A 17,173-nucleotide genomic window follows, 5' to 3' on the forward strand; every position below is an offset into this window, starting at 1 on the left:
ATCGTGCGGTCGGCCGTGCGGGGGCGCCCTTTGTGGGGGGCCGGGTGGGGTGCGGCTGGATGGGTGGACTTGTGGGCGTCCTAGGCGGTGCGGATTGCTTCGAGCACCGGTTCCAGTGAGCTGACGGTGTGTTCGCAGCCGGCTCGGGTCAGGCGTTGCTCGGTCTGCTCGTCGTCTGCGGACCCGATGAAGGGGAGGCCGATGGTGTTCGCGGCGGTCAGCTCGGTGACCGTGGAGCCGATGAGCACGGCCTGCGCGGCGGAGACGCCGAGCGCGTCCAGGGCGCGGTGCAGGCAGTCGGGGTTCGGCATCAGCAGGGTGAGGTCGTCGGCGCGTGCGTGGACTCCGCCAGTCACCGCGTTCGTCAGCCCCCGGGTCTCCAGATAGGACGAGACGGCGCGCGGTGAGGTGTTCGCCACGATGGCGGGCCTTTGGCCGGTGGCTGCCAGCGTGCGGATCAGGGCGTCCGAGTGAGGGATGGGCTCTGCCAGGGGGGCGGCCTGTGATTCGATCCGGTCGAGTTCCCGACGCAGACCGGCCCCGAGCCTGTGGTGTGCGAAGGCGTGCAACAGGTCGAGCGGGTTGGTGTATCCCTCCACGAGCTCCGAGGGCGCGCCGTCCGCCAGCAGAGGGGCACCGCTCAAGGCCTCGTCGGGACTGCGCAGTTCCACGAGGAGGGCGGCGAGCTCGTGGGCGACCCTGTCAGGCGCCACACCGCTCCACAGCTGGGTCAGCGTGCCGTCGAAGCCCAGCAGTACGTACTCGGCGTCTTCCAAGGTGGCGGCCAGCGACCGCTGCCGCGCCTCCGCCCTGCGCTTCACCGGGTTCCGCGCCGGGTCCGGCGACGGAGCCTGTGACTGTGGCACACCGACGCTCAGCCGCACCGCGCATGCGACCGCGAGTCCCGGGATCGGCCACCTCCGCAGCCCCTCGTGCACCGCTCGCTGCGCCGCGCCCCCTCTGCCCAGGGGATAGCGGCGGGTGATGCGCCCGGCCTCCCCCGCGAGGTGGTCGAGCAGCAGCCCGGACACGTCGGCGGTCTCGCCGCGGACGAAGGCGACCGGGTCGTCGACGTGCCAGGACAGTTCGACCGATGCGGCGAACGTCTTCCGTCCGGAGCTGGGCAGGAACAGTTGGTGCGTGACCCCGTGCGTGGTGAGGTCGACCTCGTAGTACGTAATGAGGGAGCGGGGAGGGCGTTTACCGAGGGGACGGTTGGGGTTGAGGAGGGCCAGCGAGTTGTCGGGCTCCGTGTGCACGACGGCGGTGCGGCCCTGCTCGGGGATACGGATGATCCGGGAGGTGTCGCGGATCATGAACGGGCCGCGCACCAGGTCGCGTTGAACCGGGTCGGGTTCGGGGACGCGCTCCGGGAGGTCCAGGGTGCAGTACCAGGGGGAGGTCGAGCCCTGGGTTCCGCCGTAAAGGGGCAGGAAGCGGTCCAGAGCGACCCCTTTGGCGTCGCTCGCCAGTTCCTGGAGCAGGACGGGGGAGAGGAGCACTACGACGTCCGCATCGGAGGCGATGAACGCGGGCAGCAGGTCGAGTGGTGTGGTCCTGCGGTCCGCGCCGGGGAACTGAGGGGTGTGCCAGAACGTTACCCGGAGCCTCGGCGGGTCCTCCAATTCGAGGAGCGCGCCCGGGAGTTCGCGCAGCACCGCGTTCAGCGTGGTCAGTACGGAGGTATGGGGTTCGGTGATCACGAGGTAGCCGTTGTCGCGGGAGAGCAGCGCGTACTCGCTGGGGGCCATGCCGCTCAGGGCGAGCAGCCAGGACAGGGTGCGGCCGACGACGTTGTGGGTGTGGGTGTGGGTGTGGGGGTTCACGTCGGGTTCGGCGTACTCGACGATGATGATGGGTTGGTCGGGTTGCCGCTTCTGGAGCGCGACCGCGTGGAGGCGACGGAACTCCTCCCGCTCGGGAGCCTCCCGGAGCAGCGCGTCGAGGGCGGTGGCGGCCCGCTCGAAGTCGCCTAGCCCCAGGTCGAGTTCGGCGCGCAGGGCGCGGACCCTCTGGTGGAGGGGGAGCAGACGGGCGCGGGCTGCGCGGGCGGAGGGGCCGGGGACGCCCGCGAGGGGTTCACCGCGCCAGAGATTGAGGGCGTCCTGGATGGCGTCGCGGGCTGCCACGGGGTCCCCCGCGTCCCGGAGGGACTTCGACCTCTCGACGCGCTCTGAGTGGTGATACAGGTCGACGTCGGCCCCGGCGGCGTGCAGGGCGTAGCCGCCCGCGGTGGTGGCCAGGACTCCGGGACCCAGGGTTTTGCGCAGGCCGGAGGCGTACGAGGACAGGAGCCGCTCGGGGGGCTCCGGAGGGTACTGTGCCCACATCCCCTGGGTCAGTTCCTTGTACGTCACCGTCCTGCCCGGTCGCAGGAGCAGCATGCAGAGCAGGGCCTGCTCCTGGGGGGAGCCGTCGGGCAGCACGCGGTCACCTGCGCGGATCTGCACCGGGCCGAGCAGGCGGTAGAGGTACCGGTCCGCCGTGATGGAGTCCAGGACCTGGTCGAAGGAAGGAGTCAGGAAGAGGTCCCTGCCCCGGCGCTGGGCCGCCGGGTCCGATGAGGTGAGGGGGGTGATGGCGTCGTCGAACAGGCTCCGGAACGCACTGGGAACCTCGCTGAGAAGCGGTCTCCGTTCCCCGGACAGCTCCCTCAGCAGGTACCCGAAGTCGCGGAGATCCTTCGACTCGCCGCGATCACGCGCCGTCCCCAGCGCGAAGCTGGTGATCTTCACGGTGGCGTCCGGGCCTGCTATCAACCAGCTGCCGGGCGTGAGCCGGCCGTGTGCGATGCCGCGTTCGTGTACGGCCTTGAGACCCCCCGCAACCTGTTGCGCCAGAGGGGCGAGCAGCGGGAAGGGCATCCGGAAGCCGCCCTCGGCCGTGAGTTCCCGCACGGTGAACCCGTCCACGAACTCCGTGACGAGATACGGGATGCCCCCGTCGATGCCGAAGTCGTGCACGGTGAGAACGTTCGGGTGCTCGACGGCGGCAAGCGCCCGGGCGTCGTCCAGGAACGCCTGATGATGTTCCGGCCCGACCGAGGCGTACGCGTGCACCGCCACGGTCCGATCGCTTCGCGTGTCCTCCGCCCGCGTCACCTGCCTGCTCCGGCCCAGCCGCTGTACGAGCCGGTACCTGCCGAGTACGAGCCCGCCATGCTTCGGCGACGACCCCCCGCCCAGCCGCCGCACACTCTCCTCCCGCACCGCCGCGAACGGCTCGCCCCCGCCCAGCACCTCCCCGCCCCCCGGCGCCAGCACCGCGAACTCCCCGGCCGCCACCCCCGCCCGCGCGTCGATCAACGCGCCCACCCTGCCGAGGAGTTCGGCCGTACGGCTGTGGGCGGTGCGCGGCAGGGTGTGCAGGAGGAGTTCGCGTACGCCGGGGCGGAAGGCGTACGAGCCGGGGGCGCCCGGGGTGCTGCTGAGCACGCCGCTGAGGATCACCTCCGCGAGATGCTGGGGCTGCGGGTTCCTCTCGATGGCGGCCTGGACCAGTCGCATCACCGGCAACACCGGGTGCCCGACAGCGAGATGACCGGCGAGGAGGAAGGCCTCCGGGGAGGCGAGGGAACGGAAACGGAGGACGAGCTCCTCGGGGGAGAGCTGCTCGACGTCGCCGCGGCCCAGGTCGTCCACCGGGGCGGGTGCCGGGGCGAAGTCCAGCAGGGCGACCGAGCCGGGGAGCGGGGAGGATCCCGCGACCAGGGACGACCAGTTCGCCAGCCAGGGCGCGGACGGTTCCAGGACGGGCAGCGGGAGCCTGCCCGGGGTCGGAAGGTCATCGGTGGCGTAGGAGTCCACGGTGTACGTGGAGTTGGGCGCCGCGGGCCACGGCGCGGCGATCCGCGCGGTCGTCGCCGGCAGGGCCGTGGTGCGCCACAGCCGCTCGGGCAGCGGCTGGAGCACGGCCACCGGCATCCGGGCCGCCCAGCGCCGCAGCGTGCGGTACCAGCGGGTGCCCGCCGGGCCGCTCCGCCACTGCGGGCCCATGCAGTCGCTGACCAGGAGGGTGACCGTACGGCCGTCCGCGTACGACTCCTGCGAGCCGGGGCGCCGTACCCTCCCGTCGACGGTCAGCCGGTGCAGCTCCACCGTGCGGAAGACGCCCGACTGGGCGAGCGCGGTGTGCAGTTCACGGACGAGCGGGCGCCAGACGGGCATGGTCGGCCCGGCGTCGTACACCAGGTGCAGGGTCAGCCAGCGTTCGGTGGCGGGCCGCAGCACGGGCACCCACCAGCGCGGTGCCGCGCCCAGCCGTGCGATCCGGTGCGCGGTCGCCTCCTCGTCGAGCTCCTGCCCGACGGGCGCGGGCACCCGCCGCTTGAGGGGACGCAGGGTGCGCTGGAGCGCGAGGGGGTGGGGCAGCATCGGGGGAGCGGGCGCGAGGAGGGTGGTGTACGGGCCACTCCTCCGGTCGCCGGAAGCGTCATTCCTATCCCCATCCCTATCCCCATCGCCGGTGCCGGTGCCGGTGCCGGAGTCGGGCAGCCGCAGGGGCACGCGCTCGTCGGGGCGGTGCGGGGCCTCGGCGGGGCCGTCCTGCGGCGCCTGAACCGGTGTGTCCGGCTGCGGGGATGCCTCTGCCGGTGGCCGCCGGGCCGGGGTGGCGTCCTCGTCGGCCCGGGGGTCCGCGCCGGTCTCCTCCGGCGGCGCCGCGATGTGTCCCGCGAGCCACAACAACTCCGCCAGCTCGACGGAGGTCGGTGCCTCTCCGCCGGTCACCTGACCCAGCAGCTCGGCGAGCGCGGCGGGCCCGCCGGCCACGGGCGCCCAGGGCGGAAGCGCACCACCGCCCCCGCCCCGGCCATGGTGCGAGCCGCCCTCCCCCTCAGAACTCATCGTCGTCCTGGGTCCGGCTCAGATACGGCATCAGCTGCTTCGCCAGGTCGTCCCGCGACGCCGTGTCGATGCCCGCCACCCCCGTCAGGTAGATGGCGTTGAGAAGCTGGTCCGTGGCGAGTTCGCCGCCCGTGCCGCGGGAGAGGAAGCGGGTGATGAGGTCGCGGGCGTAGGCGTCGGGCTCGCCGAGGTGGGCGCGGACTATGCTTTCGAGGTGGGCGTCGCGCGGCTGATGGAGTTCGAGGCGGACGCAGCGGCGCAGGAAGGCGGGCGGGAACTCGCGCTCGCCGTTGCTGGTGAGGACGACGAAGGGGAACGCGCGGCAGCGGACCCGGCCCCGGGAGACGGTCACGCGGTCGTCCGTGCCGGCGATCATCACCTCGGCGCCGGGTGTGTGCCGGGCGGCGCGGACCAGCTCGGGGATCTCGTACTCGCCCTCCTCCAGGATGTTCAGCAGATCGTTCGGCAGGTCGAGGTCGCCTTTGTCGATCTCGTCGATGAGGAGCGCGCGGGGGCGGCGGTAGGGGAGGAGGGAGGTGCCCAGCGGGCCGAGACGCAGATGGTCCTGGAGCTCGCTGTCCGCGGGGAGTTCACGCGCGGCGGCGCGACCGGCGTCGTACAGACGGGACAGCGGGTCGTACTGGTAGAGGCCGTCGTGGAGCGTGGTGCGGCTGGTGATGTTCCAGCGCAGGACCGGGCCGAGCTTCAACTCCCTCGCCACCGCGTACGCGAGCGAGGACTTGCCGCTGCCAGGAGGGCCTGTCACCAGCAGCGGTCGGCGCAAGTACAGGGCCGCGTTGACGAGTTGGACCGCGCGGTCCGTGGCGCGATAGGTGCGGGCGCGGTGTCTGCGGTCCGGGGACGCGGCCGAGGTGTCGTCGTCCTCGGCGGGAGTGTCCAGCTCGGGGCCGCCGTCGAAGTCGCGCCACGGCGGCGGCGCGGGAAGCTTCGCGATGCCGTCGTGGGGCTCGCTCCCACCCGTGTAGACGGGCCACAGGGACATGGTCTCTCCTCGTTGCGTGCCGGACGGCCGACCGGCCTTCAGGGGGCTTCCGCCGGTCGGGTGACGGTCGGGTGGTGCTCAGCCGACCGGCGAGTGCAGATAGCCGACGGGGTCGGGCAGACATCTGGGGTCTTCCCAGAGCAGCGCGAGGTCGTACGCCCAGTGCGGTTCCGGGGCCTCCGAGGCGTATGCCGTCTCGCGCAACTCATGGATGTGGGACGGGAGTTCGCCCGGCGGCAGGCCCGCCAGGTGTTCGGCCAGATGGTCCAGGAACGCGGCACCCGCGCAGTCCCCGTGCGCGCCGTCGTGGTGGTCGCCGCGGCAGCCGGTGCGCGGCCAGAGCATCACCGGCATCGCGGCGTTCAGGCTCGCCTGGAACAGCCGCCGGGTGCCGCCCGCGCGCGGCGGGGAGGCGAAGCCCACCATGTCGGCGCCGCGCCGCAGCCCGATGGTCAGCCGCACCGGGTCCTGTCCGACGGCCCCGCAGCCGATGCGGTGCAGACGTGCCGTGGGCTGCGCGTCGAGCCGCTGCCACTTCTGCAGCAGCTTGTGCTGAAGGCCGCCGCTGCGCCGCCGCTCCAGGTCCATCACGACGAGCGGTGCGAAGGAGCCGAGCGGGCTCTGGTCGTCGGCGCTGCGCTGCCAGTGCGCGACGTCGGTGTTGAGCCAGCGGCGCGGCAGTACGAAGGCAATCAACTCCCGGGCTCCCGGCTCCAGTTCGTGGTACGCCTCGTCGATGCGCTCCAGGGCGTAACCGCGGACGCGGTCGGCGGGCAGGGCGCGCGAGCCGACCACCCGGCGGTGCCGGCCGTTGTACGCGGACACCTCCACGAGGAACTGGTGGTCGCCCGACCCGCTGGGCGCGATCTCGACGAGGATCGGCGACCAGGACTGCCGTGCCCCCGCCCCTGCCGCCGCCTCGGGCCGGTGCACCGGCGCCTGGGGGCGGCGGTCGTGCGGCCGGGACGGCCAGGCCCGCAGTGCGCCCCGGGTTGGCGCGTCCTCGGTGAAGTCGGCGAGCCGCGCGGCGAACCGGGCGACCGCGCCCGTGTCCGGCACCTCGGAGAGCAGATACCAGGCCGCGTCCCACAGCGACCCGAACCGCCGCGAAGGCAGCGGCGGCCCGAACGGGCCCACGGCATCGCGGTAGAGCCGCTCGGGGCCGCACTCCGGGCGGTCCGCGAACTCCGGGCCGCGCCCCTCCACCAGCTCCCTCAACCGCTCCTTGTCCGTGCGCCCGTACTCCGGTGTCGGTATCAGCTCGCCGAGGCGTGGCCAGTAGCGGGCCATGACGTGCGCGGGCAGCATCCGGCCGTTGCGGATCCCGGGGTCCCGGGCGGCGGCCGAGACCATGCCCACCACCCGGCCGGTGTCCGCGAGGGTCACGGCGGCACCGCTGAAACCGGGCACCAGCGGCTGCCCGTGCGCCGCCCACGCCTCCAGCTGGACCCACTCGTCCGCGATCAACTGGTCCGCCGTCGCCCGGTATTCGGCGAGCGTGCCCTCCTCGAACCGCTTGGGGAACCCGTACGCCAGAAGTCTGCGCGGCGGGTCCCCGTACGCGTCCGAGGGCGCCGCGAACGACGCGGGTTTGATGGACACGGCACGGTCGAGTTCGAGTACGGCGACGTCGCCGGGGTCGGTGTCGTGCCCGTCCCAGCCGCCGTGCGCGACGACCTTCGCGGGAATCGCCCCGCGCTCCTGCGCGAAGGAGACGCCCACCTCGTCCGTACCGCTGCGGGCGACCACATGCGCGCAGGTCAGCACATGCCGCTCGGTGACGAGGAACCCCGCGCCGGTCTCCCGTCCGCAGCTGATCCTGGCGTGCCACGAGGCGCTGGTCATGACCGTTCGGGCGACCAGGAGAGCTTGACCACCAGATGGCCCTCCATCGAGCTCTTGGCGATCAACGCGCCCGCCTCCGCGGTGAGTTTGACCCCGAACTCGATCTCCACGGAGTCGGGACGCAGGCTTCCGTCGCGGAACACCCTGAGCGCCGACTCCGCGGCGGCGCGTACGCCCTCCAGTGAGCCCTCGAAGGTACGGCTCGCCTGGACCGTGCCGTCGTGCCGGGAGACCAGCCGGGAGCCGGGGCCGCCCTCGTCCTCGGCGGCCTCGACGACGACCACCGCCCCGTCGTCGGTCTTGAACTCCAGCAGTCCATCCATGGCTTCCGCATCCCCCCGTCGTCCGTGACCCTGGGCCAACCTCATTGTTACGGACGGTGCTTGGGGCTGTCCCGGTTTCTGCGGCTCGTACCCGCCTGTCCTGGCGGGAAGCCGCCAGGGCGCCTTCCCGCCAGGTCCCGTCAACACCCGTGCAACACAAGCCCCCCGACACTCGTCGCAGCACCCGGGCACCACCCCCGCCCGGCGCGCACCGCCGACCAGGAGAGGGCACGCATGACCAGAGGATCAGCGAGACGCGGAGCGGCGCTGTTGTCGGCCGGACTCGTGCTCGCCGTGCTGCCGACCGGGCAGGCGCAGGCGGGACAGACCAGTACCCCCGCGCCGGCGCCGACGCGAGCCGCCTCCGCCACCCGCACCGTCACCCTCGTCACCGGCGACAAGGTGACCGTCACCGACCTCGGCGGCGGCAAGAAGACGGTCACCGTCGAGCGCCCGAAGGGAGCCACCGGCGCGGTGCGCACGCAGGTGACCAACGGCACCGTCACCGTCGTACCGGACGAGGCGCTGCCGTATCTGCGGGCGGGCACCCTCGACCGGCGGCTGTTCGACGTGAGCGAGCTGATACGGCAGGGGCTCACCGACCAGAAGACGGACGAGCTGCCGCTGATCGTGACGTACGAGAAGAAGGCGGGCACGGCCACTCCGCGCGGCGCCGAGAAGACGCGCGCGCTGCCGAGCATCCGGGGCGCCGCCGTCGACGCGGACAAGGGGCGGACGTTCTGGCGGTCCATGACCCGCCAGGAGGGCATCGGCAAGGTCTGGCTCGACGGGCGCGTCAAGGCCGACATGGCCGAGAGCAACGCGCAGATCGGCACGCCGAGGGCCTGGGAGGCCGGGCTCACCGGCAAGGGCGTGACCGTCGCCGTCCTCGACACGGGCGTCGACACCAGCCACCCCGACCTGGCCGACAGGGTCTCGGTCACCAAGAGCTTCATCGACGGGCAGGAGGTCGCCGACCGCAACGGCCATGGCACGCACGTCACGTCGACCGTCGGCGGCAGCGGCGCGGCCTCCGACGGTACGGAGAAGGGGGTCGCGCCCGGCGCCACCCTCGCCGTCGGCAAGGTGCTCAGCGACCAGGGCTCGGGCAGCGACTCGCAGATCATCGCCGGTATGGAGTGGGCCGCACGCGACGTGCACGCCAAGGTGATCTCCATGAGCCTCGGCTCGACCGAGCCCAGCGACGGCACCGACCCGATGGCCGAGGCGGTCAACACCCTCTCCAAGGAGACCGGCGCCCTCTTCGTCATCGCCGCCGGGAACACCGGTGCCCCCTCCTCCATCGGCTCGCCCGGCGCCGCCGACTCCGCGCTGACCGTCGGCGCGGTCGACTCCGCCGACGAGGCCGCCTACTTCACCAGCGCCGGACCGCGCTACGGAGACAACGCCCTCAAGCCCGACGTCTCCGCCCCCGGCGTCGACATCCTCGCCGCCCGCTCCCAACTCGTGAGCGGCAGCGGCTACTACACCTCCATGAGCGGTACGTCGATGGCGACACCGCACGTCGCGGGCGTGGCCGCGCTGCTCGCGGAGAAGCACCCTGACTGGACCGGCGCCCAGCTCAAGGACGCGCTGATGTCCACGTCGAAGCAGCTCGACGCCTCCGCCTACGTGCTGGGCTCGGGCCGCGTGAGCGTCCCGGACGCCATCGGCACGCCGGTCACCGCCACCGGCAGCGCCGACCTCGGCTTCTACGGCTGGCCGTACGAGGACAACAAGCCCGTCACGAAGACGCTGACCTACACCAACTCCTCAGACTCCGACATCGAGTTGAGCCTCGCCGTGCAGGGCGCCGCCGACGGTGTCGCCACCCTCGCCGACTCCACGCTCACCGTGCCCGCGCACGGGACGGCGTCCACCACGGTGACGGGCGACGGCTCCAAGGCACCCGTGGGCGACACCTCCGGCCAGATCGTCGCCTCCGCGGGCGGCACGCCCGTCGCGCACACCGTGTTCGGGCTGGTCAAGGAGGAGGAGCGGTACACGCTCACCGTCCGCGTCAAGGACCGTGCGGGCGAGCCGACCGCGGCCTACCTCGCGGTGCAGCAGCTCGCGGCCGACACCGACCCGTCCTCGGCCTACGTCGACGACTCCGGCACCCTGAAGCTCCGGCTGAAGCCGGGAACGTACAGCCTGACGTCCTTCCTCGACGTGCACGGCAGCCACGGCGCGGACTCGCTCGGCCTCGGCTTCCTCGCGGCCCCCGAGATCACCCTCGACCACGACCAGGAAGTCACCCTGGACGGCCGCAAGTTGAGGGAGATCAAGGCGAAGGTCGACCGGCGCACCGAGACCCGGCAGCTGCTCATGGAGTTCGACCGGAACGGGGGCGGCTCGGACCAGTTCGGCGCCGTGCAGGTACCCATCAAGTACGACAGTGTCTTCGCCGCACCGACGGCGAAGGTCACGAAGGGCAGCTTCGAGTACCGGACCGTGTGGCGGCTCGGGAAGCCGGTGCTGGAGGTCAAGGGCGTCGGCGAGGCCGTCGTGCAGCCCGGCAGCACACTGACCGAGGGGCACAGCAAGCTGCCGCTGGTCGATGCCGGAACCTTCACCGGCGGTGCCATGACCGGGGTCAAGGGCAAGGCGGTCCTCGCGCGCCTCACCGACGGCGTCGAGCCCACCGCCCTCGCCCAGGCCGCCCAGGACGCGGGAGCCAAGGCCCTGTTCGTCACCGACGACACGGCCGGGCGGCTCAACACCTGGTTCGGCACCGACGAGTACGGGGACCGGCCGCTCCAGGTCGCCACGGTCAACGCGGCGGACGCGGCACGGCTGCGGGCGGCTCGCTCCGTCGACATGACCGGCACGCGCAACACGCCGTACGTGTACGACCTTTCGCAGGGCCACCAGGGCGCCGTCCCGAAGGGGAGTCTCACCTATGAGCCCAGCGACCGTGAACTCGCCGTGGTGGACACCAGGTTCCACGCGGTGAAGCCCGCTTCGGGCGGCGAGTTCCGGTACTCGATCACCGACGCCTTCCCCATCGGCATCGGCTTCAAGGAGCGGATCGACTACCCGGCCGAGCGGACCGACTATGTCTCCACGAGCGCCGGGCAGTTGTGGCACGAGTCCGTGGACCTGGGGGCGAGCGCGCTGGAGGAGCGCAGCGGACTGATCACCTACCAGGGCGGCACGCACACCACACGCAACTGGTTCAAGCCCGTCTGGCATCCCTGGCTCGGCACCGGCCTCGGCTGGGGGCAGCAACGCGCGGGCAACCAGATGCAGTTCAACACCCCCGGCTGGGGCGACTCCGGGCCCGACCACACCGGCTTCGGCGACGTGTGGAGCGAGGAGAACGGGATGACCCAGTTCACCGAGGTCTACCAGGACGGCTCCCTGGTCGACCGGCGGATGAGCTCCGGCGCGTACATCTGGGACGCCCCCGCCGACGAGCACACCTACAAGGTCGTCACGGACACCACGCTCGACCCCGACGGCTGGAAACTGTCCACGAAGGGCCACTCCGAGTGGACCTTCAAGTCGGCGGCCACACCCGAGGACCACTTCACCTTCCTGCCGCTCCTCAACCTCGGATACGACATCGACACCGACCTCGCGGGCGATGTGCGCGGCGGCAGCCGCGTCCCGGTCGGCATCTACGCCGAGTACGTGAAGGGCGCGCCGGACACCGGGACCATCGGCGGCGGCAAGCTGGAGGTGTCGTACGACGACGGGAAGAGCTGGAAGGCGGTCCCGCTCTCGGGCGCCAAGGCGTCCTGGAAGGGAACGCTGAGCGTGCCGCGCGGCGCGGAGTTCGTCTCGCTGCGGGCGTCCGCGACGGACGACCAAGGCGGTTCCGTGAGCCAGGAGATCATCCGGGCGGTGGGAGTGAAGTAACCGGCCCCTCTGTACAGGCGGCGCCGGCTCCCCTTGGGAGGGGGGAGACGGCGCCGCCCGACCGGCTCATCCCTTGGAGTCCTCCGCGATGCCCCGGATCAGCCCCAGCCCCAGCAAGTCCTGTGGACGCACGTGGAGTTGATCGGCGGTGGGGCGCACCTGGTCCGTCGGCCGCTTGAGGATCGCGGCCGCGAGCTCCGGCGCGATGACGGAGAAGTAACTGTCCGGCGCGGCCCAGGTGTTGCCGGGCGCGGCCAGCGCGAGCGCGCCTCCCGAACCGCCCTCGCCGATCACCAAGGTGGTGACCGGCGTACGGGCGGTGGCCACCGCGGCGAACAGATCCGCGATCGCCGCACCGGCACCCTGCCGCTCCGCTTCCGCGTCGTTCGCGGCGCCCGGGGTGTCCACCAACGTCAGCACGGGGATGCCGAGCCGGCCCGCGAGGCGGATCAGCCGGGCGGCGGTGCGGTATCCGGCGGGACGGGTCGCGGTCCCGCACTGGGCGGCGTATGCGAGGGGCCGCCCGTCCTCCGCGAGGCCGAAACCGCACAGCATGCCGTCGTCGGTGCCCCCGCAGCGGTCGCCGCTGATCGTGACGCGCCGGGTGAAGTATGCGTCCAAGTAGGCGGCGGCACGGGGCCGTTGAGCGGAACGGGCGCGCTGGACGGCGTCCCAGCCCGTGGCGGGGAGGTCGAGCGCGCCCAGGGCGGGCGGCGGAGGCGCGGCCTCGGCCGAGGGCTTGGTGAGCAGGCCCAGCCACAGCGCGAGCGTCTGACGCAGTTCCTCCGGCCGTACGACGGCGTCCACCGCCCCCGCCGCCAGCTGGGCCTCGGCCGTGTACGCGGCCGGATCCGCGTCGGCCGGGCGGACCCGGGAACCCGCGAAGCCCACCTGGACGCCGGGCAGCGCCAGGGTCACGTCGGCGCCTGCGCCCAGCGTGGCCCAGCCGCCGCCCGTCGTCGGATCCCGCAGCACGGCGATCTGCGCCAGCCCCGCCTCGCGCGTGAGCGCCGACTGCCGGGCCACACGCTGGAGTTGGGTGAGCGCGAGCATGCCCTCCTGCATCCGGCTGCCGCCCGTCGCGACGAGCGAGACGACCGGAAGACGGTGCTCGCGGGCGTGCGTGTACGCCGCCTCCAGACGGTCGCCGGTGCGCTCGCCGAGCGAACCGCCGAGGAAGCCGAACTCGAAGGCGATCAGTACGGCGGAGGTGTCGCCGATGGCCGCGGTGCCGCAGACCACGGACTCCTCCTCGCCGGTGCGGGCGGCGGCGCGGACACGGGATTCGTCGTAACCCTGCCAGGAGAGCGGCCCGTCGGGCTTGAACTCCGATCGCGGGTAGGCGATCTCGGTGAACTCGGCCGAGACGAGCGCGATGACGTCGCGCGCCGAGAGCCGGTCAGTCATTCTTCAGCGCCCGCTTCAGGATCTTGCCCATGTCGTTGCGGGGCAGGGACTCCAGGAAGCGCACGGTACGCGGCCGTTTGTGCGGGGCGAGGCGCCGGGCCACATGGTCGGCCAACTCGTCCGGGGAGGGCGGCGATTGGGGATCGGCGGGCACGATCCAGGCGACGACGCACTCGCCCAGATCGGCGTCGGGCTCCCCGGTGACGGCGGCCTCGCGCACCCCCGGGTATTCGAGGAGGGCGTTCTCGATCTCCCCGGCGCCGATCTTGTAGCCGCCGCTCTTGATCAGGTCGGTGGCCTTGCGGCCGACGATACGTACCGAGCCGTCGGGATCGAGGACCGCCATGTCGCCGGTGCGGAACCAGCCGTCCTCGGTGAACGCGGCGGCGGTGGCGTCCGGCCGGTTCAGATACTCGGTGAAGAGGTTCGGCCCCCGGACCTGGATCTCGCCGACACTCTCCCCGTCGTACGCGCCGGTGGGGACGCCATCGGTGTCGTACGCGGCGATCGTCGTCCCGTCCTCCTCGACGAGCCGCAGGTCCACGCCGGGCAGCGGCACCCCGACGGTGCCGGGGCGCGGCTCGCCGTCCGCCCGGACACTGGTGTTCATCAGCGTCTCGGTCATGCCGTACCGCTCGACGACCCTGCGCCCGGTGGCGGCCGTGATCCGCTCGTGGTCGTGCACGGGCAGCGCGGCCGAACCCGACACGAGGAGCCGCGCCCGGCCCAGCGCCTTCGCCAGCTCCCCGTCCTCGGCGAGCGCCTCCGCGAGCCGGTGGTACATCGTCGGCACCCCGAACAGCATCGTCGCACCGGCGTTCAGCTCACGCGCCACGCCCTCCGCGCTGAACCGCCCCAGATGCCGTACGGACCCGCCGCGCCGCAGCGGCCCCAGAATGCCCAGGATCAGCCCGTGCACATGGAACAGCGGCAGCCCGTGCACGAGCACGTCGTCACCCGTCCACTGCCAGGCGTCCGCCAGCGCGTCCAGGGTCGAGGCGATCGAACGGCGCGGGATGACGGCGCCCTTGGGCGGGCCGGTGGTGCCGGAGGTGTAGACGATGAGCGCGGGGTCGGCGGGGTCCGCCTCCGCGGGCGGTACGGCCGCTGCCGCTCCGGTGCCGTACACCTGGACGTCGATCCGCTCCAGCTCCCGTACGGCGTCCGGCAGTTGGTCCTCCGGCCCGGCGAGCACCACCGACGGCGCACTGTCGGTGAGGATGTGCCCCAGCTCGCTCTCCCCCGACTTCGGGTTGAGCGGCACGGCCGGCACTCCGGCGAGCAGCGCGGCCACGACACCGACGGCCGTCTCCAGGGTCGGCGTCGCCCACACGGCGACCCTCCCGGCGCCGCCGAGCCGTCCGGCCAGTTCACCCGCCGAGACGGCGAGCTCCGCGTACGTCAGGGACCGATCACCGAAGCGCAGCGCGGACCGCTCGGCGACCGAGCCGCCCACCAGGGCCGGAAAGAGGGAGGGCACGTGTACTCCTTGCCTGTAGGGACGTTCTGCGTGTGACAGCCAGAACCGTTCCTACAGGATGACGCTCCTGAAGTGGGTGGTCAGTCGCCCTTCCGCGTCCAGGACGTGGAACGCCAGCGCCGGCGGCAGGTCCAGGTGGACATGGTCGTCCGGGTGGGCGCGCCGCTCCCACGGGAGGCGGAGGGTGGAGACGACACCGGGGGCCACGAGGAGAGGACGGCCGGCGAAGGTGGTGGCCGCCGGGGTGTGGGCGTGCCCGGTGAGGAAGGCGGTGAGGTGGGGGTGGCGGGCGGCCAGAGCGGCGAGGGGCTGCTCGTCGAACAGCCGGATGCCGTCCACGTAGGGGGTGTTGAGGGTGGCGGGCGGGTGGTGGAAGGCGACCAGGACCGGGTTCGTGGTCTCCGTCAGGACGCCGTCCAGCCACGTCAGCGTCTCGTCGTCCAGGTGCCCGTGATCCTTGCCCGGCACCGACGAGTCGCATACGGCGAGGGTGAGGCCGGGGGTGTGATGGACCTGGTTGACCGGCCCCGGAGTGGCGGCCGCGTCGCCGAGCAAGTGCTCGCGGAACGCGGCGCGTTCGTCGTGGTTGCCGGGGCAGACCACCACCGGGTGCCGGGAGGCGAGAAGACCGCGCGTCTCCGCGTACTCGGACGGCAGACCGTGGTCGGCGATGTCCCCCGTGACCAGGAGTGCGTCCAGGTCGTAGGGGAGGTCTTCCAGATACGCCATGACGGCGCGGGTGCGGTCGATGCTGCGGGGGCTGTTGTCGATGTGGAGGTCGCTGACGTGGGCGATCACGATCATCGTGGGGTCCTTTCAGGATCCGGTTGCCGGTTGCCGGTTGCTGGTTGCCGGCTGTCAGCTGTCAGCTGTTCCCTGCTCTGCCACGACCGACCGTAGAGGCCTTCCGGACCACGATTAAGATCCAGTCCCATGCCCGAAAACTGGTCCAGTTCGCGGCTCGACCTGCACCTCGACCTCGCGGCGGAGGGCGGTCGCCGTGCCCGCCTGGAGGCGGCGCTGCGCGAGGCGATCCGTGCGGGACGGCTCACGGCGGGAACGCCGTTGCCCTCGACGCGGGGGCTCGCGCAGGAACTGGGCCTGTCGCGCGGAACCGTCAGCGCCGCCTATGACCAGCTCGCCGAGCAGGGATACGTGACCACCCGGCCCGGGGCCGCGACCAGGGTCGCCGACATCGAGAACGGGCCACGGCCCCCCATTCCGCCGGCCGCCGCTTCCACACCACCGCCCCCACCCCACGACCTGCGCCCCGGCCGCCCCGACGGCAGCGCGTTCCCCGCCCGCGGCTGGCTCGCCGCCACGCGCCGCGTCCTGGACCGGGCGCGACCCGAGGTGTACGGCCCCGGCGACCCCCAGGGCCGTATCGAACTGCGCACCGCGCTCGCCGACTACCTGGGCCGCACCCGCGGTGTCCGCACCACCCCCGACCGGATCGTGATCACCTCCGGCTACTACCAGACGGTCCAGCTGCTCTGCCGGGTCCTGACGGCCGAGGGCCGCGCGGCCGCCGCCGTCGAGGACCCCGGCCACGACTTCTACCGGGGCACCGTCCGCCGCGCGGGCCTCACCCCGTACCCGCTGCCCGTCGACGCCCACGGCGCGGACACCGGGGCGCTCGCCGCACGCACCGACGCGGTCTTCCTCACCCCCTCGCACCACTACCCGACCGGCGTGCCGTTGCACCCCGCCCGCCGCCGGGCCGTCTGCGCCTGGGCGCGTGCCACCGGCGGGCTGATCGTCGAGGACGACTACGACGGCGAGTTCCGCTACGACCGCCGCCCGGTCGGCGCGCTCCAGAGCCTGGCCCCCGACCACGTCGCGTACTGCGGTACGGCGTCCAAGACGCTCGGCCCGGCCCTCCGACTGGCCTGGACCGTGCTGCCGCCGGACCTGGTGGCCCCGGTCGTCCGGGCCAAGGAGGAGGACGACCTGTACACCGAGACGCTGGGCCAGCTGGTCCTGGCCGACTTCATCGCCACGCACGCCTACGACCGCCACATCCGCGCCGCCCGCCTGCGCTACCGAAGACGCCGCGAGCTCCTGATCTCCCGGCTGTCCGCTTTCCCCGCCCTGACGGCCCACGGCGTCCCGGCGGGCCTGCACACCCTGGTCACCCTGCCGCCGGACGGACCCGCCGAGGCCGGCCTGCTGACCGCCTGCGCCGACCGGGGGCTGGTGCTGCGCGGGCTCAGCGAACTCCACCACGATCCGGCCGACCGGCCCGAGGGCCTGCTGATCGGGTTCGCGGCTTCTTCGGAACGGGCCTACCCAGCGGCCGTGGACGCTCTGTACGCGGTTCTGGAGGGATTCCTGGAGGGATTCCTGGAGGGTTCGCTTTCCGGGTGAACCATCGCCTTGACCTTCACCATTGGGCAAGCCCCAGCAT

General features: G+C 72.6%; 9 protein-coding genes. 2 read left to right on the top strand and 7 right to left on the bottom strand.

Going from position 1 to position 17,173, the window contains the following annotated elements; genetic code table 11:
* Window positions 1-80: 80 nt before the first annotated feature.
* From OIC96_RS32870 to OIC96_RS32885, 4 genes are all read right to left on the bottom strand, one after another.
* Window positions 81-4,844 (bottom strand): SAV_2336 N-terminal domain-related protein, encoded by a 4,764-nt coding sequence (locus OIC96_RS32870; RefSeq protein WP_330304378.1) that lies wholly within the window; start codon window positions 4,842-4,844, stop codon window positions 81-83.
* Window positions 4,834-5,847: an AAA family ATPase gene (locus OIC96_RS32875; protein WP_330304377.1), complete on the bottom strand. Its 1,014-nt coding sequence runs from the start codon at window positions 5,845-5,847 to the stop codon at window positions 4,834-4,836. The genes OIC96_RS32870 and OIC96_RS32875 overlap by 11 nt, the downstream gene beginning before the upstream one ends.
* A 78-nt stretch (window positions 5,848-5,925) precedes the next feature.
* Window positions 5,926-7,692, bottom strand: coding sequence for a VMAP-C domain-containing protein (locus tag OIC96_RS32880; RefSeq protein WP_330304376.1), 1,767 nt, complete (start codon window positions 7,690-7,692; stop codon window positions 5,926-5,928).
* Window positions 7,689-8,015, bottom strand: coding sequence for a CU044_2847 family protein (locus OIC96_RS32885; RefSeq protein ID WP_330304375.1), 327 nt, complete (start codon window positions 8,013-8,015; stop codon window positions 7,689-7,691). Before OIC96_RS32885 ends, OIC96_RS32880 begins: the two co-directional genes overlap by 4 nt.
* Before the next feature lie 234 nt (window positions 8,016-8,249).
* Here OIC96_RS32885 and OIC96_RS32890 point away from each other — a divergent pair, with 234 nt between their 5' ends.
* On the top strand, window positions 8,250-11,879 hold the full coding sequence (locus OIC96_RS32890) for a S8 family serine peptidase (protein WP_330304374.1): 3,630 nt from the start codon (window positions 8,250-8,252) through the stop codon (window positions 11,877-11,879).
* A 66-nt stretch (window positions 11,880-11,945) separates the two neighbouring features.
* On the opposite strand, the gene OIC96_RS32895 is transcribed toward OIC96_RS32890, so the two are convergent.
* Genes OIC96_RS32895 through OIC96_RS32905 form a run of 3 tightly spaced genes read right to left on the bottom strand, consistent with a single transcriptional unit; the run spans window position 11,946 to window position 15,570 of the window.
* Complete coding sequence (locus OIC96_RS32895) at window positions 11,946-13,286, bottom strand: carboxyl transferase domain-containing protein (protein WP_330304373.1); 1,341 nt, start codon at window positions 13,284-13,286, stop codon at window positions 11,946-11,948.
* Entirely contained in the window at window positions 13,279-14,766 is a 1,488-nt protein-coding gene (locus tag OIC96_RS32900) for an acyl-CoA synthetase (RefSeq protein WP_330304372.1), read from the bottom strand. The genes OIC96_RS32895 and OIC96_RS32900 overlap by 8 nt, the downstream gene beginning before the upstream one ends.
* A gap of 51 nt (window positions 14,767-14,817) precedes the next feature.
* Window positions 14,818-15,570 carry a metallophosphoesterase gene (locus OIC96_RS32905; protein WP_330304371.1) on the bottom strand — a complete coding sequence of 251 codons (753 nt, stop codon included), beginning with the start codon at window positions 15,568-15,570 and terminating at the stop codon, window positions 14,818-14,820.
* A 129-nt stretch (window positions 15,571-15,699) separates the two neighbouring features.
* Here OIC96_RS32905 and pdxR point away from each other — a divergent pair, with 129 nt between their 5' ends.
* Window positions 15,700-17,133, top strand: coding sequence for a MocR-like pyridoxine biosynthesis transcription factor PdxR (gene pdxR / locus OIC96_RS32910; RefSeq protein WP_330304370.1), 1,434 nt, complete (start codon window positions 15,700-15,702; stop codon window positions 17,131-17,133).
* The last annotated feature ends 40 nt before the right edge of the window (window positions 17,134-17,173 follow it).

Origin of the sequence: Streptomyces sp. NBC_00775, assembly GCF_036347135.1 — a bacterium.
Taxonomy (GTDB): domain Bacteria; phylum Actinomycetota; class Actinomycetes; order Streptomycetales; family Streptomycetaceae; genus Streptomyces; species Streptomyces lutosisoli.